The sequence below is a fragment of the Pseudomonas sp. Irchel 3A5 genome (assembly GCF_900187575.1).
In the GTDB taxonomy this organism is placed as follows: domain Bacteria; phylum Pseudomonadota; class Gammaproteobacteria; order Pseudomonadales; family Pseudomonadaceae; genus Aquipseudomonas; species Aquipseudomonas folii.
In genome coordinates this window covers 310,060-332,675 of the sequence record NZ_FYDU01000002.1, presented here as the reverse complement: position 1 = coordinate 332,675, position 22,616 = coordinate 310,060, and the positions used below count along the sequence as shown (strand labels likewise).

The 22,616-nt window shown below is 55.3% G+C and carries 19 protein-coding genes; 11 read left to right on the top strand and 8 right to left on the bottom strand.

Features of this window, described 5'->3' with window-relative positions; all coding sequences use genetic code 11:
* Positions 1 to 57: 57 nt before the first annotated feature.
* The gene (trkA, locus tag CKW31_RS04070) at positions 58 to 1,431 is read left to right on the top strand and encodes a Trk system potassium transporter TrkA (RefSeq protein ID WP_095093139.1); all 1,374 of its coding nucleotides are present in this window, start codon (positions 58 to 60) and stop codon (positions 1,429 to 1,431) included.
* A 176-nt stretch (positions 1,432 to 1,607) separates the two neighbouring features.
* Here trkA and CKW31_RS04065 read toward each other — a convergent pair whose 3' ends face one another.
* Positions 1,608 to 2,495, bottom strand: a complete 888-nt coding sequence (locus CKW31_RS04065; protein ID WP_087269473.1) for a lysophospholipid acyltransferase — start codon at positions 2,493 to 2,495, stop codon at positions 1,608 to 1,610.
* A 38-nt stretch (positions 2,496 to 2,533) separates the two neighbouring features.
* Complete coding sequence (locus tag CKW31_RS04060) at positions 2,534 to 3,085, bottom strand: DNA-3-methyladenine glycosylase I (RefSeq protein ID WP_095093138.1); 552 nt, start codon at positions 3,083 to 3,085, stop codon at positions 2,534 to 2,536.
* 80 nt (positions 3,086 to 3,165) lie between these two features.
* Between CKW31_RS04060 and glyQ the strand changes: the two genes are divergently transcribed.
* The 4 genes from glyQ to CKW31_RS04040 are packed head-to-tail and all read left to right on the top strand — an operon-like array spanning position 3,166 to position 7,553.
* A complete protein-coding gene (gene glyQ / locus CKW31_RS04055) occupies positions 3,166 to 4,119 on the top strand; it encodes a glycine--tRNA ligase subunit alpha (RefSeq protein WP_020292021.1) in 954 nt (317 codons plus the stop codon).
* Complete coding sequence (glyS, locus tag CKW31_RS04050) at positions 4,116 to 6,170, top strand: glycine--tRNA ligase subunit beta (protein WP_095093137.1); 2,055 nt, start codon at positions 4,116 to 4,118, stop codon at positions 6,168 to 6,170. The genes glyQ and glyS overlap by 4 nt, the downstream gene beginning before the upstream one ends.
* A gap of 14 nt (positions 6,171 to 6,184) precedes the next feature.
* The gene (gene gmhB, locus CKW31_RS04045) at positions 6,185 to 6,736 is read left to right on the top strand and encodes a D-glycero-beta-D-manno-heptose 1,7-bisphosphate 7-phosphatase (RefSeq protein ID WP_095093136.1); all 552 of its coding nucleotides are present in this window, start codon (positions 6,185 to 6,187) and stop codon (positions 6,734 to 6,736) included.
* Positions 6,737 to 6,782: 46 nt separating this feature from the next.
* A complete protein-coding gene (locus CKW31_RS04040) occupies positions 6,783 to 7,553 on the top strand; it encodes a 1-acyl-sn-glycerol-3-phosphate acyltransferase (RefSeq protein ID WP_095093135.1) in 771 nt (256 codons plus the stop codon).
* Positions 7,554 to 7,755: 202 nt separating this feature from the next.
* Here CKW31_RS04040 and CKW31_RS04035 read toward each other — a convergent pair whose 3' ends face one another.
* On the bottom strand, positions 7,756 to 8,589 hold the full coding sequence (locus CKW31_RS04035; RefSeq protein ID WP_095093134.1) for a helix-turn-helix domain-containing protein: 834 nt from the start codon (positions 8,587 to 8,589) through the stop codon (positions 7,756 to 7,758).
* A 118-nt stretch (positions 8,590 to 8,707) separates the two neighbouring features.
* Between CKW31_RS04035 and CKW31_RS04030 the strand changes: the two genes are divergently transcribed.
* Positions 8,708 to 9,058: a DUF2834 domain-containing protein gene (locus tag CKW31_RS04030; RefSeq protein WP_095093133.1), complete on the top strand. Its 351-nt coding sequence runs from the start codon at positions 8,708 to 8,710 to the stop codon at positions 9,056 to 9,058.
* A gap of 268 nt (positions 9,059 to 9,326) precedes the next feature.
* Here CKW31_RS04030 and gyrB read toward each other — a convergent pair whose 3' ends face one another.
* The 4 genes from gyrB to dnaA are packed head-to-tail and all read right to left on the bottom strand — an operon-like array spanning position 9,327 to position 15,529.
* Positions 9,327 to 11,744 carry a DNA topoisomerase (ATP-hydrolyzing) subunit B gene (gene gyrB / locus CKW31_RS04025; protein WP_027901575.1) on the bottom strand — a complete coding sequence of 806 codons (2,418 nt, stop codon included), beginning with the start codon at positions 11,742 to 11,744 and terminating at the stop codon, positions 9,327 to 9,329.
* Between the two features lie 4 nt (positions 11,745 to 11,748).
* The gene (gene recF / locus CKW31_RS04020; RefSeq protein ID WP_095093132.1) at positions 11,749 to 12,852 is read right to left on the bottom strand and encodes a DNA replication/repair protein RecF; all 1,104 of its coding nucleotides are present in this window, start codon (positions 12,850 to 12,852) and stop codon (positions 11,749 to 11,751) included.
* Between the two features lie 20 nt (positions 12,853 to 12,872).
* Positions 12,873 to 13,976, bottom strand: coding sequence for a DNA polymerase III subunit beta (dnaN, locus tag CKW31_RS04015; protein ID WP_095093131.1), 1,104 nt, complete (start codon positions 13,974 to 13,976; stop codon positions 12,873 to 12,875).
* A 38-nt stretch (positions 13,977 to 14,014) separates the two neighbouring features.
* Positions 14,015 to 15,529 (bottom strand): chromosomal replication initiator protein DnaA, encoded by a 1,515-nt coding sequence (gene dnaA, locus CKW31_RS04010; RefSeq protein ID WP_095093278.1) that lies wholly within the window; start codon positions 15,527 to 15,529, stop codon positions 14,015 to 14,017.
* A 585-nt stretch (positions 15,530 to 16,114) separates the two neighbouring features.
* On the opposite strand from dnaA, the gene rpmH reads away from it, so the two are divergent.
* The 5 genes from rpmH to mnmE all read left to right on the top strand — a co-directional run bounded on the left by rpmH (position 16,115) and on the right by mnmE (position 20,040).
* Positions 16,115 to 16,249: a 50S ribosomal protein L34 gene (gene rpmH, locus CKW31_RS04005; protein WP_003213577.1), complete on the top strand. Its 135-nt coding sequence runs from the start codon at positions 16,115 to 16,117 to the stop codon at positions 16,247 to 16,249.
* 16 nt (positions 16,250 to 16,265) lie between these two features.
* Positions 16,266 to 16,667, top strand: a complete 402-nt coding sequence (rnpA, locus tag CKW31_RS04000) for a ribonuclease P protein component (RefSeq protein ID WP_095093130.1) — start codon at positions 16,266 to 16,268, stop codon at positions 16,665 to 16,667.
* Complete coding sequence (gene yidD / locus CKW31_RS03995; protein ID WP_027901580.1) at positions 16,660 to 16,905, top strand: membrane protein insertion efficiency factor YidD; 246 nt, start codon at positions 16,660 to 16,662, stop codon at positions 16,903 to 16,905. Before rnpA ends, yidD begins: the two co-directional genes overlap by 8 nt.
* A 2-nt stretch (positions 16,906 to 16,907) precedes the next feature.
* A complete protein-coding gene (gene yidC, locus CKW31_RS03990) occupies positions 16,908 to 18,590 on the top strand; it encodes a membrane protein insertase YidC (RefSeq protein ID WP_095093129.1) in 1,683 nt (560 codons plus the stop codon).
* 79 nt (positions 18,591 to 18,669) lie between these two features.
* Positions 18,670 to 20,040 (top strand): tRNA uridine-5-carboxymethylaminomethyl(34) synthesis GTPase MnmE, encoded by a 1,371-nt coding sequence (mnmE, locus tag CKW31_RS03985; protein WP_095093128.1) that lies wholly within the window; start codon positions 18,670 to 18,672, stop codon positions 20,038 to 20,040.
* Between the two features lie 55 nt (positions 20,041 to 20,095).
* On the opposite strand, the gene CKW31_RS03980 is transcribed toward mnmE, so the two are convergent.
* On the bottom strand, positions 20,096 to 22,537 hold the full coding sequence (locus tag CKW31_RS03980) for a TonB-dependent siderophore receptor (protein ID WP_095093127.1): 2,442 nt from the start codon (positions 22,535 to 22,537) through the stop codon (positions 20,096 to 20,098).
* Positions 22,538 to 22,616: the final 79 nt, after the last annotated feature.

Here is a 22,616-nt window from a genome sequence, read left to right as displayed (position 1 = left end):
CCCACAGGATTCACGCAATTCCATAGGTTTGCTTATGCCGCTTCAAGGAGCAACTGATTGAAAATCATCATCCTCGGCGCAGGGCAGGTTGGCGGTACGCTGGCTGAACACTTGGCCAGCGAAGCCAACGACATCACTGTGGTCGACACCGATAGCGACCGCTTGCGTGATCTGGGCGACCGCCTCGATATCCGCACTGTGCAGGGTCGTGGCTCGTTTCCGACCGTATTGCGTCAGGCAGGTGCGGACGACGCGGACATGCTGGTGGCGGTGACCAACAGCGACGAAACCAACATGGTCGCCTGTCAGGTCGCCTACACGCTGTTCCACACGCCGACCAAGATCGCCCGTGTACGGGAAGCGGCTTATCTGACCCGCGCAGGCCTGTTCGACAACGATGCCATTCCCGTTGACGTGCTGATCAGCCCCGAGCAGGTCGTCACCAACTACATCAAGCGTCTGATCGAATACCCAGGCTCGCTGCAAGTCATCGACTTCGCAGGCGGCAAAGCGCAACTGGTGGCAGTAAAGGCCTATTACGGCGGGCCGCTGGTCGGCCAGCAACTGCGCCAGTTACGCGAACACATGCCCAATGTAGACATGCGTGTGGCGGCTATTTTCCGTCGTGACCGGCCGATTCTGCCGCAAGGCGACACCGTCATCGAAGCCGACGACGAGGTGTTCTTTATCGCTGCCAAAGCGGACATTCGTGCAGTCATGAGCGAAATGCGCCGTCTGGACGAGAACTACAAACGCATTGTCATTGCGGGCGGTGGGCATATCGGCGAGCGCCTGGCGGAAGCCATCGAGAGCCGCTATCAGGTCAAAATCATCGAGATGAATCCAGCGCGCTGCCGACAACTGTCGGAATCGCTGAACAGTACGGTTGTGCTGCAGGGCAGCGCGTCAGACCGTGATCTGCTGCTGGAAGAGAACATCGCCAACACCGATCTGTTCCTGGCCCTGACCAACGACGACGAAGCCAACATCATGTCGTCGCTGCTGGCCAAGCGCATGGGTGCGCGCAAGGTGATGACCATCATCAATAACCCGGCGTATGTCGATCTGGTGCAGGGCGGAGAGATCGATATCGCGGTCAGCCCGCAACTGGCAACCATCGGCACCTTGCTGGCCCACGTTCGACGGGGCGATATCGTCAGCGTGCACTCACTGCGTCGCGGTGCAGCCGAGGCCATCGAGGTGGTTGCTCATGGCGATACCAAGTCCAGCAAGGTCATCGGCAAGGCCATCAAAGACATCGCGCTGCCGTCGGGGACCACGATCGGCGCCATCATTCGTGCTGACGAAGTACTCATCGCCCACGATGCAACCGTGATCGAAACCGGCGACCACGTGATCATGTTCCTTGTGGATAAAAAGTACATCCGCGATGTGGAGCGGCTGTTTCAGGTGGGGTTGAGCTTTTTCTGAATCCTACATGCCTGAATTGAAATGCAATCCCTGTGGGGGCGGTGCTTGGTCTGGGCGGCATTCCGACGATAAGGCTGGACGCAATCTAAAGTGAATTGCGTCCAGCCTTATCGTCGGAATGCCGCCCAGACCAAGCACCGCTCCCACAGGGTTCATCATTTCAAGTCATGACCCGATCAATACCAGCGAGCCTCTCCGGCAGGGCGCTTCTTGAAGCGCTTCATGGTCCACATGTACTGGCTTGGATACGCCCGCACATATTTCTCCACCACCTGACTCATGGCCGCCGCCGATGTCGCGGTGTCGGTGCTGTACATCGCCTCGGGCGCAGCTTCCAGAACCACTTTGTAACCGGAACCATCCGGCAGGCGCATGGCATGCAGGAACACGCCGACGGCTTTGCCACCCGCCAGCATGTTAGGCACAAACTTGCTGGTCAGGGCTGTAGTGGCGAAGAACGGTACGAAGATCCCCGCTGATTCGGCTGGCTCTGGATCGGCCGGAATACCCACCGAGCCGCCTTTGCGCACTTCCTTGATGACGCTGAGAATGCCTTCCTTGGTAGACGCTGCCACGCGGTTACCCAGTTGTACCCGCTGTTTGCGCAACAGGTCATCGACCGCCTTGAGTTTGGGCGGACGGTAGAAAATGATCGGCTTGCACTGGCTGCAGTAGAAGTGATTGAGCACTTCCCAGTTGCCCAGGTGACTGGTGATGCCAACGACGCCTTTACCGGACGCCAAGGCATCCTTGAGGACGTCGAGGCCTTCGACTTCACGCACCAGATCGATAGATTTCTGAGCAGGCCAGATCCAGGCGCAGGCGCTTTCGGTGAGGGTCTTGCCGATGTCCATCAAGCTACGACCGACGAGACGCTCGCGCTCGGCAGGGTCCATTTCCGGAAAGCATTTGGCCAGGTTGATGCGCGCAACCTCACGCGAACGGTTCGGCAGTTTCCACATCAACCAGCCGATGCCTGCACCGACCCACTGCACAACGCGCCAGGGCAACAAGGCAAACAGTCGCAATGCGCCCACCATGAGGGCACCTTTAAACTTTTCCACAGATCACTCCCCAAAACTCAAGGCGGCCATTGTAACCGTCAGCGGACCAAAACCGCGTATCGATCACAATCCACGGTGTGGTCCATGACCATGCCGCTCGACTGCATGTAGGCATAACAGATGGTCGGCCCCACAAAGGTAAATCCTGCTTTCTTCAACGCCTTGCTCATGGCCTCGGCCTCTGGCGTGATGGCCGGGACTTCGCTGCGGTCCTTGCGATGGTTGATCTTCCGTTCACCGCCAACAAACGACCAGAGGAATTCAACCGGATCGTCCAGCTTCAACCACGCCTGCGCATTACGCCGGGCGGCGTTGAGCTTGATACGGTTACGGATGATGCCAGGCTCCTGCATCAGGACTTCGATTTCAGCATCGGTCATGGCGGCGATCCGGTGCACATCAAACCCAAACATCACCTCGCGATAACGCGCGCGCTTTTTCAGAACGGTGATCCATGAAAGACCGGCCTGGAACCCTTCGAGCAAAAGCAACTCGAAGAGCTTCTGCGCGTCGCGCAACGGCACGCCCCACTCCTGATCGTGATAATCGATGTAAATCGGCTCTTCGTTGCACCAATAGCAGCGTGGCATAGGGCTTCCAAGGGTGGAGGTGCTGCTGAATCGGGTATACTCCCGCTCTTTAAATCGCAGCCCCAGTACAGGTGAATTTCGTGAGCCAGCCTACGCCAGCCGTGCGTACCTTCCAAGACTTGATCCTCGCCCTCCAGCAATACTGGGCCGAGCAAGGTTGTGTGGTACTTCAGCCCTACGATATGGAAGTAGGCGCCGGCACTTTCCACACTGCCACGTTTCTGCGCGCCGTAGGCCCGGAAACCTGGAACGCAGCCTACGTACAACCAAGCCGCCGTCCGACTGACGGCCGTTACGGTGAGAACCCGAACCGCCTGCAGCACTACTATCAGTTTCAAGTAGTTCTCAAGCCAAACCCGGATAACTTCCAGGAGTTGTATCTGGGCTCGTTGAAGCATGTCGGTCTGGACCCGCTGGTCCACGACGTGCGCTTCGTTGAAGACAACTGGGAATCGCCGACTCTGGGCGCCTGGGGTCTGGGCTGGGAAATCTGGCTCAACGGCATGGAAGTGTCGCAGTTCACTTATTTCCAGCAAGCGGGCGGCATCGAGTGCTACCCGGTGACCGGTGAAATCACTTACGGCCTGGAACGTCTTGCCATGTACCTGCAGAACGTCGATTCGGTCTATGACCTGGTCTGGGCTGACGGTCCGTTCGGCCGCGTGACTTACGGCGATGTGTTCCACCAGAACGAAGTGGAGCAATCGACTTACAACTTCGAACACGCCAACGTCGACAAACTGTTCGAACTGTTCGATTTCTACGAAAGCGAAGCCAAGCGCCTGATCGAACTGGATCAGCCGCTGCCGCTGCCAAGCTACGAGATGGTTCTGAAGGCTTCCCATACCTTCAACCTGCTGGACGCCCGTCGCGCTATCTCGGTAACTGCTCGTCAGCAGTACATCCTGCGTGTTCGTACCCTGGCTCGTTCTGTCGCTCAAGCCTATCTGATGGCTCGCGCCAAGCTGGGCTTCCCGATGGCTCCACCTGATTTACGTGACGAAGTGCTGGCCAAGCTGGAGGCGCAACAATGAGTGCTCAAGATTTCCTGGTTGAACTGGGTACCGAAGAGCTGCCACCGAAAGCGCTCAACACGTTGGCCGATGCATTTCTGGCCGGTATCGAAAAAGGCCTGCAGTCTGCGGGGCTGACTTACAGCGCCAAGCAGGTTTATGGCGCACCGCGTCGTCTGGCCGTGTTGATCACCGACCTGTCCACGCAACAGCCGGATCGCAGCATCAACCTTGACGGCCCGCCACGTCAGGCGGCTTTCGACGCGGAAGGCAACCCGACTCAGGCGGCACTGGGCTTTGCCAAGAAGTGCGGCGTTGATCTGAGCGAAATCGATCAGAGCGGTCCCAAGCTGCGTTACAGCCAGAACATCGCTGGCAAGCCAACCGCGAGCCTGCTGCCGACTATCGTTGAAGACTCCCTGAATGACCTGCCGATTCCCAAGCGCATGCGCTGGGGTGCTCGCAAGGAAGAGTTCGTGCGTCCGACCCAATGGCTGGTCATGCTGTTTGGCGATCAGGTCATCGATTGCACAATCCTGGCCCAGACCGCTGGCCGTGAATCCCGCGGCCATCGCTTCCACCACCCGGAAAGCGTTCGCATCACCTCGCCAGCCAGCTATCTGAGCGATCTGCGCAAAGCGTATGTATTGGCTGACTTCAACGAACGTCGTCAACTGATCACCAAGCGTGTCGACGAACTGGCGACCCAACACGAAGGCACTGCGATCGTGCCGCCAAGCTTGCTGGACGAAGTGACTTCGCTGGTCGAGTGGCCGGTTCCGCTAGTGTGCTCGTTTGAAGAGCGCTTCCTGGAAGTGCCGCAAGAAGCCCTGATCACCACCATGCAGGACAACCAGAAGTACTTCTGTCTGCTGGATGCCGACGGCAAGTTGCTGCCACGCTTCATCACCGTTGCGAATATCGAAAGCAAAGACCCACAGCAGATCGTCCTGGGTAACGAGAAAGTCGTTCGTCCACGTCTGACTGACGCTGAGTTCTTCTTCAAGCAGGACAAGAAGCAGAAGCTGGAAACCTTCAACGAGCGTCTGCAGAACGTCGTGTTCCAGGCTCAGTTGGGCAGCGTTTTCGACAAGGCTGAACGCGTTTCGAAACTGGCTGCATTCATCGCGCCACGTATCGGTGGCGATGCTCAACGCGCTGCGCGCGCCGGTCTGCTGTCCAAGTGCGACCTGGCCACCGAGATGGTGGGCGAATTTCCTGAAATGCAGGGTATCGCCGGTTACTACTACGCCAAGGCTGACGGCGAAACGGACGATGTAGCGCTGGCACTGAACGAGCAATACATGCCCCGCGGTGCAGGTGCTGACCTGCCGACGACCTTGACCGGTTCGGCAGTGGCCATTGCTGACAAGCTGGACACCCTGGTCGGTATCTTCGGTATCGGCATGCTGCCTACGGGCAGTAAAGACCCGTACGCATTGCGTCGTGCGGCGCTGGGTATCCTGCGCATTCTGATCGAGAAGCAACTGGACCTGGATCTGATCGAGACTGTGAAGTTTGCAGTGGGTCAGTTCGGTGCCAAGGTCAAAGCTTCCGGTCTGTCGGAACATGTACTGGAATTCATCTTCGACCGCCTGCGTGCGCGCTACGAAGACGAAGGCGTTGAAGTGGCGGTTTACCTGTCGGTTCGAGCCCTGCAACCAGGTTCGGCGCTGGACTTCGATCAGCGTGTTCAAGCCGTTCAGGCGTTCCGCAAACTGCCGGAAGCTGCAGCACTGGCCGCGGTGAACAAGCGCGTGTCGAATCTGTTGAGCAAGGCTGAGGGCAACATTGCCCAGACCGTCGAGCCCAAGTACTTCGATAACGCTAACGAGTTCTCGCTTTATTCGGCTATCAAGCAAGCGGATCAAGATGTGCAGCCGATGGCAGAAGCGCGTCAGTACAGCGAGACCCTCGCACGTCTGGCAGCCCTTCGTGAACCGGTTGATGCGTTCTTCGAAGCCGTGATGGTCAACGCCGAGGACGCCAACGTGCGCGCCAACCGCTATGCGCTGCTGGCACGTCTGCGTGGCCTGTTCCTGGGTGTCGCTGACATCTCGCTGCTAGGCTGAAGAAGGGGCGCATTGTGAAGTTGCTGATCCTCGATCGGGATGGAGTCATCAATCACGACTCCGACGCTTACATAAAGTCGGTGGCGGAGTGGATTCCGATTCCCGGCTCGATCGAGGCCATTGCGCAGCTGAGCAAGGCCGGCTGGACGGTTGCAGTCGCGACCAACCAGTCCGGCATAGCCCGAGGTTATTACGACCTCGCGACCCTGGACGCCATGCACGCGCGTTTACGTGAACTAGTGGCGGGGCAGGGTGGCGAAGTCGGTTTGATCGTCTATTGCCCACACGGGCCCGATGAAGGTTGCGATTGCCGCAAGCCGAAGCCGGGCATGCTGCAGACCATCGCCCGACACTACCAGGTGGAGCTGGCGGGAACGTGGTTTGTGGGCGACAGCAGCAGTGACCTTAAGGCCGCAATGGCCGTCGACTCACAACCGGTTTTGGTTAAAACCGGCAAAGGAGAGAAAACACTGACAGGGTCGCTCCCCGTCAGTACGTTGGTTTTTGACGATCTCGCGGCCGTTGCCGCAGAACTTATCCACAATAGCGCTCCGCAAAACAACTAGCGGTACGCTTGATGAACGGGCACTTGCCCGCACGGTAAAAGCAACTATGTCGATCATCCAGGCAATCAGGACCGTTCTCTTCTACCTGTTGCTAGGCACCAGCTCTCTGCTGTGGTGCACGTTAAGCTTCTTCATCGCCCCGTTCCTGCCTTTCAAGGCTCGCTATCGCTTCATCAATGTCTACTGGTGCCGCTGTGCAATCTGGTTGACCCGAGTATTTCTGAATATCCGGGTTGAAGTGACCGGTGCGGAAAATGTCCCCAAGACGCCCTGCGTGATCATTTCCAACCACCAGAGCACCTGGGAAACCTTCTTCCTTTCACAGTACTTCTCACCACTGAGCCAAGTGCTCAAGCGTGAACTTCTGTATGTACCGTTCTTTGGCTGGGCGATGGCCATGCTGCGTCCTATCGCAATTGATCGTGAGAACCCCAAAGCAGCACTCAAGCAAATTGCGAAGAAGGGCGATGAGCTGCTCAAGGACGGTGTCTGGGTACTGATCTTCCCGGAAGGCACCCGGGTCCCGTTTGGCCAGGTTGGTAAGTTCTCTCGGGGCGGCACTGCCTTGGCGGTGAATGCTAACCTGCCCGTCCTGCCGATTGCTCACAACGCTGGCAAGTACTGGCCGAAGGAGGGCTGGGCGAAAAAGCCAGGGACTATTCAGGTCGTGATCGGTGAACCGATGTACGCAGAGGGCGAAGGCCCACGCGCCATTGCAGCCCTGAACGATCGGGTTCAAACCTGGAACGAAGACACTCAGAAAGCCTTGGGCTCAATCACCGTACCGGTGTCGAACAAGGAAGAAGCGGTTATCTGAGTTTTGTGGATAACCTGTGCACTGTTTTTGTTTTTTTCGTAAAAATCGGCGGCAAAGCCTTGGATTTACTGCTTATTTCCGATGCTCATTAAAGAGCCGAAAACGTGCATAAGTTTTTATGAGCGTCTAGAACCGACCTTTTGGGGTCGGTTTTTTTATGTCTGGAATTTATGCGAATCCTTTATGCACATGAATAACACTATTACTGTTTAGTGCCGCCCTCAGGTAACCCGGCTTTCACCTTTTCGTAAGCTTGGGTCATGACGTTCCAGGTTCTCGTATCAGCAGGGATCAGGTGCTCTATACGCAACGACTCCATGGTGACGTCTAGCGGCATACCGAATGTTGTAAACGTGGACATGAATTTCAATTCACCCTGCTTTGCCATGATTCGGGTGAACAACAGCGGGGGTGGTTCGTTGGTCAGCGCTAACGATCCGCTTGGCACAGGCAGACTTTTCAAGAGAGCTGCCAATTTGTGATTACTCAAGCTCTCTCTTGCAGCTCTTTGCCAGGCCACTAACCTGACCTCGTCAACATTGATTAAATGGTCGCCTAACCCGCCGGGCTGCAATAGCGTTTCGAGCAGATTGAGTCCGTTGGCTGCAGCGGCATCAAGGCCTACGAGATCAAACAAAACTCCGACGCTTACATTCGCAGCCACCACATCCCACTCACTGCCCATGACAATCGCAGGGGCAGGGTTGTTGGCGTGAAGTAGATGAGTAATAGCTTCGCGAACCGCTTTCATACCCGGAGAGGTAAGGGGAGTTGCTTCGTAACGGGGCGCATAACCGGCCGCGAGAAACACTCTATTGCAATGCTCCAAGGGTGCCTCGAGCGCCGTCAGCAGGTTATGCAAAGTAGAAGGACCGGGTCTGGCACGTCCTGTCTCAATGCAACTCAGGTGGCGCTGAGACACGCCAGAAATCAAAGCCAGATCAAGTTGGCTCAATCGGGCCTGATGGCGCAATTGCCGTAACTGCTCACCGGCATCAACTGAGGGAACGGATCGAAGAAAAGGTAAGGGCTTCATTCATCGACTCTAACGGCGGGAGTTGAGGGAGTCCATGACCTGTGAGGTCATTGATCCTGTGGCGAAAATATCACTAACTTAGCTGGAAAGCTTATCGCTGATTGCTCAAGGAAGACTGATGAACAGACCCTACCTCGCATTGGCCACTTTGGTGGTTTTCTCGTTGTATACGGCGGGCACCATGTGGCTGTCTGAGCAATCACTGATCGCTTTCGGCATCGAGCTCATTTCCCGTCCAGACACTGCACAGGTGGTCGTTGACCTCTACTTGCTCGGTTTCCTTGCTTGCGTCTGGATGTATCGGGATGCACACGCTAGAGGTCATTCAACCGTATCGCTCCTTCCTTATTTTTTGATAACGGCCTTGTTCCTGTCGATCGGCCCGCTGCTTTACATTGTGATCAATGGCTTCAGCAGAGCGTCGGCAGATATGGTTGATCATGGGGGAGGATCGGAAAAGGTGAGCTGAGGGGAAGGTCGATCTGTTGACGACACGAGCTCATCGGTTTGCAGACCCAACGCTTCGCGAACAAGTTCGCTCCTACAGATGGAGCATCTGAGCCCTTGGAAAGTACCATTGGACCAACCTGAGCTTCGACTCGATTCTGTTCCACGTGGAACACATATCATCTGTGGGACGTTCGCGGTGGGCTGTCGGAATCAGCGCTGTGGAATGTTGGTTAAAAAAACCCCGGCTCAATGACCGGGGTTTTTGTTGGCTAACCGAGACAGACCTTTTAGAAGTCCAGGTTAGAAACCGCCAGAGCGTTACTCTCGATGAAGTCACGGCGAGGTTCTACCGCGTCACCCATCAAGGTATTGAAGATCTGGTCTGCACCAATAGCGTCTTCAATGGTGACCTTGAGCATCCGGCGAACCGATGGGTCCATCGTGGTTTCCCATAACTGATCAGGGTTCATTTCACCCAGACCTTTGTATCGCTGGATGGTGTGACGCTTGGTGCTTTCTGCCATCAGCCAGGCCAAGGCTTCCTTGAACTCGGTGACTTGCTTCTTACGCTCACCACGTTGAACGTAAGCACCTTCTTCAAGCAGAGTACTGATCTGCAGGCCGAGAGCGGTTACGGTCTTGTAGTCGTTACTGCCGAAGAAGTCACGGTTGAAGGTCACGTAGTTGGACAGGCCGTGGGAGATCAGTTCGACCTCTGGCAACCAGACATTACGTTCGCGATCTTCACGCAGGCTGGCTTTGTAGACCAGACCCGACTTCTCACCAACGCGCAGACGTGCGTCAAACAGCGCCAGCCAGGCTTGCATGCCTTCGTGGTCAGACAGCTGCTCCAGAGTGACAGGAGGCAGGTAAACGAAGTGCTCGGTAAGCTCCTGCGGATACAAGCGCGACAGACGCTTAAGGGTCTTCATGACCATGCGGAAGTCGTTGACCAGACGCTCAAGCGATTCACCGGAAATGCCAGGTGCAGACTCATTCAGGTGCAGGCTCGCATCTTCAAGAGCCGACTGGGTCATGTACTCTTCCATGGCCTCGTCGTCTTTGATGTATTGCTCTTGCTTGCCTTTCTTGACCTTGTACAGCGGCGGCTGGGCGATGTAGATATAGCCACGCTCGATCAGTTCTGGCAGCTGACGGAAGAAGAAAGTCAGCAGCAGGGTACGGATGTGAGAACCGTCGACGTCAGCATCGGTCATGATGATGATGTTGTGATAACGCAGCTTGTCGATGTTGTACTCGTCGCGGCCAATGCCACAGCCCAGGGCCGTGATCAAAGTGCCCACTTCCTGGGACGAGATCATCTTGTCGAAACGCGCTTTCTCGACGTTAAGGATCTTACCCTTGAGAGGGAGAATCGCTTGGGTTTTACGGTTACGTCCCTGCTTGGCTGAACCGCCAGCAGAGTCACCTTCCACGAGGTATAGTTCGGAAAGGGCAGGGTCTTTTTCCTGGCAGTCAGCAAGCTTGCCCGGCAGACCAGCGATGTCCAGTGCGCCTTTGCGGCGGGTCATCTCGCGAGCTTTACGAGCCGCTTCACGAGCGCGCGCAGCGTCGATCATCTTGCCAACAACGGCTTTGGCTTCGTTCGGGTTTTCCAGCAGGAAGTCAGAGAAGTATTTACCCATCTCTTGTTCAACTGCGGTTTTAACCTCGGAAGAGACCAGCTTGTCTTTGGTCTGCGAGCTGAATTTCGGGTCTGGTACCTTCACCGAAATAATCGCGGTCAGACCTTCCCGTGCATCGTCACCGGTGGTCGCGACCTTGTGCTTCTTGGCCAGACCTTCCTGCTCGATATAAGCGTTAAGGTTACGCGTCAACGCAGAGCGGAAGCCCACCAGGTGAGTACCGCCGTCACGCTGTGGAATGTTGTTGGTGAAGCACAACAGGTTCTCGTTGAAGCTGTCGTTCCACTGCAAAGCGATCTCGACGCCAATGCCATCATCACGCTGAATGTTGAAGTGGAAAACCTGATTGACCGCAGTCTTGTTGGTATTCAGGTATTCAACGAAAGCACGCAAACCACCTTCGTACTTGAACAGCTCTTCTTTGCCGCTGCGCTCATCACGAAGAACGATACCTACGCCAGAGTTCAGGAAGGAGAGTTCACGAATCCGCTTGGCCAGAATGTCCCAGCTGAAGTGGATATTCTTGAAGGTCTCGGCGGAAGGCTTGAAGTGGATCTCGGTGCCGGTGGTATCGCTATCACCGACAATGCGCATTGGCTCCTGTGGAACACCGTGCACATAAGTCTGTTCCCAGATCTTGCCGCTACGACGCACGGTCAGCAACAGCAGCTCGGACAAGGCGTTAACTACGGACACACCTACACCGTGCAGACCGCCGGATACTTTGTAGGAGTTGTCGTCGAACTTACCGCCAGCGTGGAGCACGGTCATGATGACCTCTGCTGCCGATACGCCTTCTTCTTTGTGCACGTCTACCGGAATGCCACGGCCATTATCACGAACGGTAATGGATTCGTCAGGGTGGATGGTGATAGTGATGTCGTCGCAATGGCCAGCCAAAGCTTCGTCGATCGAGTTATCAACAACCTCAAACACCATGTGGTGGAGACCGCTGCCATCGTCAGTGTCACCGATGTACATTCCGGGACGCTTGCGTACGGCATCTAGCCCTTTCAGTACCTTGATACTGGAGGAGTCGTACGTTTGGTTTTCGCTCATGCAATCACTCCCGATGATCGTGGGTCTGGGTGATACGGCCTTGTTCCACGTGGAACAAAGCGACTGGCGTTTCCGTTTGCCAGCCGTCCCTCAATAATTCGTGGTCTACACAGGTAATGAAAACCTGGCAGCGTAAGTCTTCAAGCAAGCGGCAAAGCGCGCGGCGATGCTGGTCGTCCAATTCCGAGGGCAAATCGTCGACCAGGTAAATACACTGACCGCGACGAGCCTGACTAACGAGATGGCCTTGGGCGATACGTAGCGCGCACACAACGAGTTTCTGCTGACCCCGCGACAAGATATCTGCCGCATTGTGCGCACCTAACCTGAGTCTTAAATCAGCTCGTTGTGGTCCTGCTTGCGTATGGCCCATCTGTTGATCGCGATGGAGGGAAGAGGCGAGCACAGCGCTCAAGTCTTTTTCCTTGTCCCATCCTCGGTAGTAGCTCAGGGTCAAACCTTCGAGTTCAACCAGCTCGCTGAGAGTCTGCTCGAAGACGGGTTTCAACGCTTTGATGTACGACCGCCGATACTCATCTATTTCATCGCTAGCCAGGCACAGTTCACGGTCCCAAGCCGCTTGCGAAGCGCCGTCAAGTGTACCATGCCGAAGCCACGAGTTACGCTGCTTGAGGGCCTTCTGGAGGCGCTGCCAGGTAGCCATGAAACGAGGTTCCACGTGGAACACTCCCCAATCCAGAAACTGCCTGCGGATCTTGGGCGCACCTTCGAGTAAGCGGAAGCTGTCGGGATTGATGAGTTGCAGAGGTAATGTCTCCGCGAGCTGCGCAGCGCTACGAGCATTCTGCCCATCTATGCGGATTTGAAAGTCACCCTGACGATCTCGGGAAACACCGAGATTGCTGTGCCCACCTTCAACCAGATCTACCTGGCCAAAGACCGTACAGGCCGGTTGTTCGTACTGGATCACCGGTAGCAGTCGAGCGCTACGAAACGAGCGGGCGAGGCCGAGCAAATGAATGGCTTCCAGCACGCTGGTTTTGCCACTGCCATTAGCGCCGTGAAGGATGTTGATACGGGGGGAAGGGGAGAAGGTCACCGGGTGCAGATTGCGCACCCCGGTGACCGAGACACGACTAAGAGACATCTAGCTTCTGCTGAACATGGTTACAGGCGCATCGGCATAACTACATAAGCTGAGTCGTCGTTATCTGATTCCTGTACCAGCGCACTGCTGTTGGAGTCAGACAAAATCAGACGAACTTGCTCGGTAGTCATTACGCCCAGCACGTCGAGCAAGTAGCTGACGTTGAAACCGATCTCCAGCGAAGCGCCGTTATAGTCGACGCTGATTTCTTCTTCCGCTTCTTCCTGCTCAGGGTTGTTCGCCTGGATTTTCAGCTGACCGCTGGCCAACTGAAGACGGATACCCCGGTACTTTTCGTTGGACAGAATCGCCGTGCGGCTGAACGCTTCACGCAATGCCTGACGATCGCCCAACACAAGCTTGTCACCACCCTTGGGCAGCACGCGCTCGTAGTCCGGGAATTTGCCGTCAACCAGTTTGGAGGTGAACGTGAACTCGCCAGTGGTCGCACGAATGTGATGCTGACCCAGGACGATACTTACGATGCCATCTTGCTCGGTCAGCAGGCGAGCCATTTCCAGGATGCCTTTACGTGGAACAATCACCTGGTGACGATCAGCCTGTTCGATATCAGCAGTCATCGAGCACATGGCCAAACGGTGACCGTCGGTGGCAACAGCGCGAAGAATACCGGCGCTCACTTCCAGCAACATGCCGTTGAGGTAATAACGAACGTCCTGCTGAGCCATTGCAAAGCTTGTGCGCTCGATCAAACGACGCAACTTGCTCTGCACCAGGTTGAAGGTCAGCGAACCAGGACCTTCTTCAACAGTAGGGAAGTCATTGGCAGGCAACGTCGACAGCGTGAAGCGGCTACGACCAGCCTTGACGATCAACTTTGCATCATCGACCTTGATGTCGATCAGCACGTCGTTCGGCAGGCTTTTGCAAATGTCCATCAGCTTGCGGGCAGGGACAGTGATCTCGCCCGGCTCAGCAGGTTCTTCTAGCTGAACACGGCCAACGAGTTCGACTTCAAGATCAGTGCCGGTCAACGAGAGCTGCTGCCCTTCGACGACCAGAAGCACGTTGGAGAGCACCGGCAGGGTCTGGCGGCGTTCAACAACGCCGGCGACCAATTGCAGGGGTTTCAACAGGGCTTCGCGTTGAATGGTGAAATGCATGGTCTAGTCCCTTGCCTTAATAAGCTGCGCTGATGTCATCAAGTGGTCAGTGTACGCAGCAGGTTCTTGTAGTCCTCGCGAATATCCGCGTCGGATTCCTTCAATTCATTAATTTTTCTACACGCGTGCAATACAGTCGTGTGGTCGCGTCCGCCAAACACATCGCCGATCTCCGGCAAACTGTGGTTGGTCAGCTCTTTGGACAATGCCATCGCCACCTGACGCGGACGGGCTACAGATCGGGAACGACGCTTGGACAACAGGTCGGAAATCTTGATCTTGTAGTACTCGGCGACAGTGCGCTGGATGTTATCCACACTCACGAGTTTGTCCTGCAGTGCCAACAGGTCCTTCAATGATTCGCGGATCAACTCGATAGTGATCTCACGGCCCATGAAGTGCGAGTGGGCAATTACACGCTTGAGTGCACCTTCAAGCTCACGCACGTTGGAACGAATGCGTTGTGCAATGAAGAAAGCCGCGTCGTGAGGCAGATCTACCTTCGCCTGATCCGCTTTTTTCATCAGGATCGCGACGCGTGTTTCAAGCTCAGGAGGCTCGACAGCAACTGTCAGGCCCCAACCAAATCGCGATTTCAGGCGCTCTTCCAGCCCCTCAATCTCTTTCGGATACCGGTCGCTCGTCAGAATGACCTGCTGGCCGCCTTCAAGCAGCGCATTGAACGTGTGGAAAAACTCTTCCTGAGAACGTTCCTTGCGGGCGAAGAACTGAATATCGTCGATCAGCAATGCATCCACAGAACGATAGAAACGCTTGAACTCGTTGATCGCGTTCAACTGCAGCGCTTTGACCATGTCGGCCACGAAACGCTCCGAATGCAGGTAAACAACCTTGGCGTTCGGATTCTTCTTGAGAAGATGATTACCCACAGCGTGCATCAAGTGAGTTTTACCCAGGCCGACGCCGCCATAAAGAAAGAGCGGGTTATAGCCATGCTTGGGGTTATCAGCCACTTGCCAGGCCGCAGCCCGGGCCAGCTGGTTCGACTTACCTTCGACGAAGTTCTCAAAAGTGAACGTGCGATTCAGATAGCTGGTGTGTTTGAGCGCACCTTCTACCTGGACCGTACGCTGTTCGGCACGAGCAGGGGCCTGTTGGGAACTGGCACCAGCCATTGGGTCGAAGCTGTCGCGAGAGGGTTCGTCGTTAACCTGCGATGGCTGTACTGGTGCTGGGGCAGGGACTTGAGCGGGAGCGGGTGCCTGACTAACAGGCTGGCTCGCTGCTATTGCCTGCGAGGCCGCCGCAGCCAATGGCGCGTTCGGGGCCGCGCGAGGCGCAGAACTGCGCTTGCTGCCTATTAATAGAGAAAGCGCAGGTGCCATCCCTTGACCATGCTCCCCCAACAGTTCGAGCAAACGACCGAGGTATTTTTCGTTTACCCAATCGAGAACAAAACGGTTAGGTGCATAGACACGCAACTCGTCGCCTTCGGCTTCAACCTGTAGCGGACGGATCCAGGTGTTGAATTGCTGGGCAGGCAGCTCATCGCGCAAAAGCTCCACGCACTGCTGCCAAAGTTCCAATGACACGGACATCCCCTAGGTTAAAAGCCGGTGAGGCAAAAACAGCCGCCATTGTACCGACCGCGCTTGTACTTATCCACATGTAGGTGGCCTGTTTAACGGGATAAATCCGCAATTTATCTCGAATAAAACCGACCGACGGCTTGTGCATAAGCTCTGTGGATAACCCATCTTCAGCCCATTGCATAACTCGGGGTTGAAATCTGTGGATAAGCGACCTGTGGATAAAACGCCATTCCACACACAGGTTTTCCGACAGCGCAGCACAGGCAGAGCACCGTTTCTCGACAGTGTTGTCATCCTCTGTACAGCTTGTTTTAAAAGGGCTAAAGCAGGTTATCCACAGAGGATCGCCTGCATTGCTTTAATAAGCTCTATAAAGAAGCTTTAAATACTTTTCTTCTTTATTTCTATATCTAGGCAAGAAGCCAAACCACAGCCCCCGGGAAAAAATGATCCAGAAGCGGCCAGATAACTAAATGAAGGAAACGCTGGTTGGAAATTGACCTAGAGGCTTGCTTTCTCTAGAATCCCCGGTCTCTTAAAACGGGGGCCATTCCGGCCCGTTGTGGACGAACCAGGTAACACGCCATGAAACGTACTTTCCAACCAAGCACTATCAAACGCGCCCGCACTCACGGCTTCCGTGCTCGCATGGCCACCAAGAACGGCCGCGCCGTACTGTCGCGTCGTCGCGCCAAAGGTCGCGCGCGTCTGGCAGTTTGATAATCCGGCACTGGAGGTGAGTCAGGACTTCAGTCGGGAAAAGCGTTTGCTTACCCCCCGGCATTTCAAGGCAGTCTTTGACTCCCCTACCGGCAAGGTTCCGGGGAAAAATCTCCTGCTCCTTGCGCGCAATAACGACCTTGATCATCCCCGTCTGGGGCTGGTTATCGGTAAAAAGAGCGTCAAACTCTCCGTTGAGCGCAACCGCTTGAAACGCCTGATGCGCGAATCATTTCGCCACCACCAAGACAACTTGGTCGGGTGGGATATTGTGATTGTCGCGCGTAAAGGCTTGGGTGACGTAGAAAGCCCCGAATTGATTCAGCATTTCGGCAAGCTATGGAAGCGCCTGGCACGCAGTCGGCCGGTTCCAGAAGCAAAAACCGAAACTGTAGGGGTAGATAGTACCGATGCGTAAACTGGCGCTCGTTCCGATCCAGTTCTATCGCTATGCCATTAGCCCGCTGATGGCCAGTCACTGTCGTTTCTACCCCAGTTGCTCCTGCTACGCGTATGAAGCCATTGAAAATCATGGCCTTCTGCGCGGTGGCTGGCTGACCTTTCGTCGCTTAGGTCGCTGTCATCCGTGGAATCCCGGTGGTTATGACCCGGTTCCGCCTGTCCCTACCTCCCGTTCTTCTTCGATGGCCGAGTAATCATGGATATTAAACGCACGATCCTGATCGTCGCCCTGGCAATCGTGACCTATGTCGGGGTTCTGAAATGGAACCAAGACTACGGCCAGGCCGCCTTGCCGACTCAGAATGTTGCCGCCAGCACCCCTGCACCGGGCATTCCGGACACGGCTACTGGTGCAAAAACTTCTGCGAGTGCCGATGTTCCTAGCGCAAATGGCGAAGTAGCTGCACCGCTGGAAACTCCAGCAGTTGCCAGCAAAGACCTTATTCAGGTCAAAACCGATGTACTCAGCCTGGAAATCGATCCAGTTGGCGGCGACGTCGTTCAACTGAGATTGCCTCTGTATCCTCGTCGTCAGGACCATCCTGACGTGCCATTTCAGCTGTTCGATAACGGTGGCGAACGTACCTTCCTGGCGCAAAGCGGTCTGACTGGCAACAACGGTCCCGATGCCCGCCCGGCCGGTCGTCCGGTTTACTCGTCTGCACAGAAGAGCTATCAACTGGCCGATGGCCAGGAAAATCTGGTGGTCGACCTGAAGTTCACCGACAACGGTGTCAACTATATCAAGCGCTTTACCTTCAAGCGCGGTCTGTACGACCTGGTTGTAAGCTATGAAATCGACAACCAGAGCGCTCAGCCTTGGTCGGGTAACCTGTTTGCCCAGCTGAAACGTGACGGCAGCGATGATCCATCCTCCACAACTGCCACGGGTACAGCGACCTATCTGGGCGCCGCGCTGTGGACAGCCGCCGAGCCGTACAAAAAAGTGTCGATGAAAGATATCGACAAGGCTCAGCTCAAGGAAACCGTTCAAGGTGGTTGGGTTGCATGGCTGCAGCACTACTTCGTAACGGCGTGGATCCCGAGCAAGGACACTGCCAACGCAGTTCAGACGCGTAAAGATAACCAAGGCAACTACATCATTGGTTTCACTGGCCCGGCTGTAACTGTTGCACCGGGTAGTAAAGGCGAGCTGAGTGCCACGTTGTATGCGGGTCCGAAAAGTCAGGCAGTGCTGAAAGAGTTATCCCCAGGTCTGGAATTGACTGTCGACTACGGCATCCTGTGGTTTATTGCACAGCCTATCTTCTGGCTGCTGCAACACATCCACGCCATTGTGGGTAACTGGGGCTGGTCGATCATCTTCCTGACTATGCTGATCAAGGGTCTTTTCTTCCCATTGTCGGCAGCCAGTTACAAATCCATGGCTCGCATGCGCGCAGTTGCACCAAAACTTGCGATCCTGAAAGAGCAGCATGGCGACGATCGTCAGAAAATGTCGCAGGCAATGATGGAGTTGTACAAGAAAGAGAAGATCAACCCGCTGGGTGGATGTTTGCCAATTCTTGTACAAATGCCGGTGTTCCTGTCGCTGTATTGGGTTCTGCTTGAAAGCGTCGAGATGCGTCAAGCACCGTGGATTCTGTGGATAACTGACTTGTCGATCAAAGACCCGTTCTTTATCCTGCCGATCATCATGGGCGCTACCATGTTCATCCAGCAGCGTCTGAACCCGACTCCGCCGGATCCGATGCAGGCCAAGGTCATGAAAATGATGCCAATCATCTTCACGTTCTTCTTCCTGTGGTTCCCTGCTGGTCTGGTTCTGTACTGGGTTGTGAACAACACCCTGTCGATCGCTCAACAGGCATACATCACTCGCAAGATCGAAGCGGCGACCAAAAAAGCCGAAGCTTGATCTAACCTGTGAATAAGTTTTACAAGGCGCCCCCTAGTGGGGCGTTTTGCTATCCGCTATTTGTCTTGGAGCCCGCACCATGAATGCCCCACGTGAGACCATTGCAGCCATCGCCACCGCACAAGGCCGAGGCGGGGTAGGCATCGTGCGTATTTCGGGGCCCCTTGCCGCCAAGGCAGCATCAGCTATCACGGGCAGGACTCTCAAACCGCGATTTGCGCATTACGGCCCGTTTGAAGACGGTGCCGGACAGGTTATTGATGAAGGGATTGCACTCTATTTTCCAGGCCCTAATTCGTTCACCGGCGAAGATGTTCTCGAGCTTCAGGGGCACGGTGGGCCCATTGTTCTGGATATGCTGCTGCAGCGATGTCTTGAATTGGGCAGCCGTCTGGCCAGACCCGGCGAGTTCAGCGAACGCGCTTTCCTCAATGACAAGCTGGATCTGGCCCAGGCCGAGGCCATTGCCGATCTGATTGAAGCCAGTTCTGCACAAGCTGCACGCAACGCATTGCGTTCATTACAAGGCGCATTTTCGCGCCGTGTGGATAACTTGACCGAGAAGTTGATCAGCCTGCGTATTTATGTCGAAGCTGCAATCGACTTCCCCGAGGAGGAAATTGATTTCCTGGCCGATGGTCACGTGCTTTCGATGCTCGATGCAGTGCGCGATGAGTTATCCACAGTGATGCGTGAGGCCGGGCAGGGTGCGTTGTTAAGGGATGGCATGACCGTTGTCATCGCTGGACGCCCAAATGCAGGCAAGTCGAGTCTGCTGAACGCGCTGGCAGGCAAGGAAGCAGCTATCGTTACTGAAATTGCAGGCACGACCCGGGATATTCTTCGTGAACATATCCACATTGATGGCATGCCTCTGCACGTCGTCGATACTGCTGGACTGCGCGATACCGAAGATCAGGTCGAGAAAATTGGAGTACAGCGTGCGCTGAAAGCAATCGGCGAAGCTGATCGCGTCCTGCTGGTGGTGGACGCTACAGCACCTGAGGCACTCGACCCTTTTGCGCTATGGCCAGAGTTTCTGGAACAACGCCCGGATCCAGCCAAAGTTACCTTGATACGTAACAAAGCGGATCTGAGTGGAGACACCATCCAGTTGCAGACCAGTGCTGATGGCCACGTCACCATTAGTTTAAGTGCCAAGTCTGCCGGTGAAGGCCTGGATTTGTTGCGCGAGCATCTCAAAGCCTGCATGGGCTATGAGCAAACCTCGGAAAGCAGCTTCAGCGCTCGCCGACGTCATTTGGAAGCGCTGCGCCATGCAGGTGATTCGCTTGAGCATGGTAGGGCCCAGCTTACATTGGCCGGAGCAGGAGAGTTGTTGGCAGAAGATTTACGCCAGGCTCAACAGTCTTTGGCGGAAATTACCGGTGCATTCAGTTCCGATGATCTGCTCGGCAGGATTTTCTCCAGCTTCTGCATCGGAAAATAGGTATGGAGCATTGGCCACTGGGGATAACTCGACAGTGGCCAACTTATCCACAACCCTACCAGTTATAACTGACAGTTCCCAACAGCGTCCGGCTGTCTCCCCAGTAACAGCGTCCCGCGTCGTTGCATCCCGACACGTATTCCTTATCGAAGAGATTCTTGGCGTTTACGTCCACTGACCAATTCTTGTCTATCTGGTAGCCAATATTGGCGTCTACCAATGTCACGTCGCCGGCATCGAGTTTTCCGTACAACGTCGCCGGGGTGTAAGAGAAGGTACTGTCGAAATAACGGATGCCTGTCCCGACATGTAACCCGCTCAAATAGCCTTCAAGAAAACGGTATTTAGCCCAGGCTGATGCCTGATTGCGCGGAACGCCAGTGATCTGGTGCCCTTCAATCAGCGAACCTGCGGCATCTTTGGTCACTCTGGCGTCGGTATAGGAATAGGATGCGGTGATGTTCAGGTTCTGGCTGACATCACTGTTGATCTCAAGCTCAACGCCCTTGGAACGACTTTCCCCAACCTGTCGGTAACTGGCACTGGTCGTATCGAAGTAGGTGTCGTCCTTCTTGCGCAGATCGTAGACGGAAGCGGTAATGGCGGTGTTCCAGCCGCGGGGCTCATATTTCAAACCCACTTCATATTGGCTACTCGTAATAGGATCCAGCGGAGCGCCGCCATTGGATATCTGTTGCACTGGAACAAAGGCAGTCGAGTAGCTGACATACGGCGTCAGGCCGTTGTCGAACTGGTACATGACCCCGCCCTGGTAAGTGAACTTCTTGTCGCTGGCGCTAAGGTCGCCAGCCGGGGCCAGCTTGTTGCGGAAGTCACTGTCGACCCAATCCTGACGGCCGCCCAAAAGGAAAATCCAGTGGTCGTATTTGCTCTGGATCTGCCCGTACAACCCCTGCATCTGTTGTTCGAGAAGCGTGTTCTGCACGGCAATGGATGTCACGGGATCACCCGAATAAACAGGATCATAGATGTTGATGCGGCCTGCAAAGCCGGCATCCCAATCCTGGCTGAATGAGGTGCGGTCAACACTGGCACCAAACAGGACGGTGTTCTCCAGACCACCGCTGTTGAATTTACCCTCCAGTTGGTTATCCAGTGAGTAAACCATTGATTTGTTATAGCGATCATAGGCTGTGACGTTCAGCTGGGTACCAAATCCGGCGTTGTTGAGGTTACCGGGCCAGGTCTCATGCCGGGTAATGCGCGACTGCATATATCGCGAGTTCTGCCGGAATTGCCAATCGTCGTTGAAGCTGTGGCTGAACTCATAGCCAGCACTCCACATTTCACGCTCGAAAGTGTTCCAGTCTGGAACGCCGAGCATCGTGTCCTTGTCCAGTTTGCCGTTCGGGTTGCGCAACAAAGTGCCCGCAGCAGGCAGCCCCAGTTCCATATTGGTATGGTCTTTCTGATAACTACTCAACAGAGTCAGGCTGTTGTAATCATCAAAATTCAACGTCAGAGAGGGTGCGATGTAGAGTCGATCATCGGGTACATGATCTGTCTGTGTGTCAGCGTTACGCCCAAGCATGACCACGCGGCCCAGCACATTACCGCTTTCATTCAAAGGACCGGAGACATCCACACCCAATTGCCGACGGTTGTTGGAGCCGTAACTGAGTTGGACCTCGCCCTGGGAATTGTCGGTTGGGCGCTTGCTTACCAGATTGACCAGGCCGCCTGGGGCATTTTCGCCATAGAGAATCGACGATGGCCCGCGGAATATCTCGACTCGTTCGAGTCCATAAGGCTCAGTGGTGGTGTCGTAACGATTGCCCTGTACACGCAACCCATCGCGCATCAATCCATAGCCGTAGTCGGTGGCATTGAACCCCCGGATGAAGAACAGATCACCCGCCAGGTTATCGCCCGCAGCAAACGGAGGCGCGAAAATACCCGGCACATAACCTAACGCCTCTGTAAGGGTCTGGGTTTTCTGGTCCTTCATGCGTTGCGCGGTGACTACCGAAACCGAGCGCGGTGTTTCGGAAAGTGGTGTGCTGGTTTTGGTCCCCACCCGGCTGGTTTCAGCCTTGTAGCCACGATCCGGTAATTCATAACTGCCGGACTGGGTGCTGTCTATATTCGTCGGCGATAAAACAATTGATCCATCCTCGGGCACGGTTTGCAGGACGTAGCTGCCGGGAGCTTGTGCCACGACCTGCAGCCTTGCCCCCTGCAACAGCGCTGCAAAACCTTGTTCTATCGAATAGTTACCGCGCAGGCCCGGACTCGTGCGGCCGACGGTCTGTTGCGGAGAGAATGACAGGATCACATGGGAAGCCGACGCAAACTGATTCAAGGCGTTGTCCAGCGGGCCCGCGCTGATGTTGTAGCTCTGAACAGCAGCGGCAGCCATGACGCTGCTGGTCATCACCGCGCAACTCATGCCACCGGCTGCCAGCAGCAAGCCATAGCCGATGCATTGTCGAGAAAGGTGCTGCCGCGCATGGAACGGGAGAGGTGGGAAGCGCATTTTTATTGATGACCCCGAGGTGATGAATCGTATTTACCTGTAGGGCCGTGCCAGAACTGAAAAAGGTAACCCTCACTGA

What these genes read in the sequence shown, in the direction of transcription:
- CKW31_RS04060 (WP_095093138.1), bottom strand. Translation starts at nt 3,085, where the DNA reads ATGCCACGCTGCTATTGGTGCAACGAAGAGCCGATTTACATCGATTAT.
- glyS (WP_095093137.1), top strand. Translation starts at nt 4,116, where the DNA reads ATGAGTGCTCAAGATTTCCTGGTTGAACTGGGTACCGAAGAGCTGCCA.
- CKW31_RS04040 (WP_095093135.1), top strand. Translation starts at nt 6,783, where the DNA reads ATGTCGATCATCCAGGCAATCAGGACCGTTCTCTTCTACCTGTTGCTA.
- CKW31_RS04035 (WP_095093134.1), bottom strand. Translation starts at nt 8,589, where the DNA reads ATGAAGCCCTTACCTTTTCTTCGATCCGTTCCCTCAGTTGATGCCGGT.
- CKW31_RS04030 (WP_095093133.1), top strand. Translation starts at nt 8,708, where the DNA reads ATGAACAGACCCTACCTCGCATTGGCCACTTTGGTGGTTTTCTCGTTG.
- gyrB (WP_027901575.1), bottom strand. Translation starts at nt 11,744, where the DNA reads ATGAGCGAAAACCAAACGTACGACTCCTCCAGTATCAAGGTACTGAAA.
- recF (WP_095093132.1), bottom strand. Translation starts at nt 12,852, where the DNA reads ATGTCTCTTAGTCGTGTCTCGGTCACCGGGGTGCGCAATCTGCACCCG.
- dnaN (WP_095093131.1), bottom strand. Translation starts at nt 13,976, where the DNA reads ATGCATTTCACCATTCAACGCGAAGCCCTGTTGAAACCCCTGCAATTG.
- rpmH (WP_003213577.1), top strand. Translation starts at nt 16,115, where the DNA reads ATGAAACGTACTTTCCAACCAAGCACTATCAAACGCGCCCGCACTCAC.
- yidD (WP_027901580.1), top strand. Translation starts at nt 16,660, where the DNA reads ATGCGTAAACTGGCGCTCGTTCCGATCCAGTTCTATCGCTATGCCATT.
- yidC (WP_095093129.1), top strand. Translation starts at nt 16,908, where the DNA reads ATGGATATTAAACGCACGATCCTGATCGTCGCCCTGGCAATCGTGACC.
- mnmE (WP_095093128.1), top strand. Translation starts at nt 18,670, where the DNA reads ATGAATGCCCCACGTGAGACCATTGCAGCCATCGCCACCGCACAAGGC.
- CKW31_RS03980 (WP_095093127.1), bottom strand. Translation starts at nt 22,537, where the DNA reads ATGCGCTTCCCACCTCTCCCGTTCCATGCGCGGCAGCACCTTTCTCGA.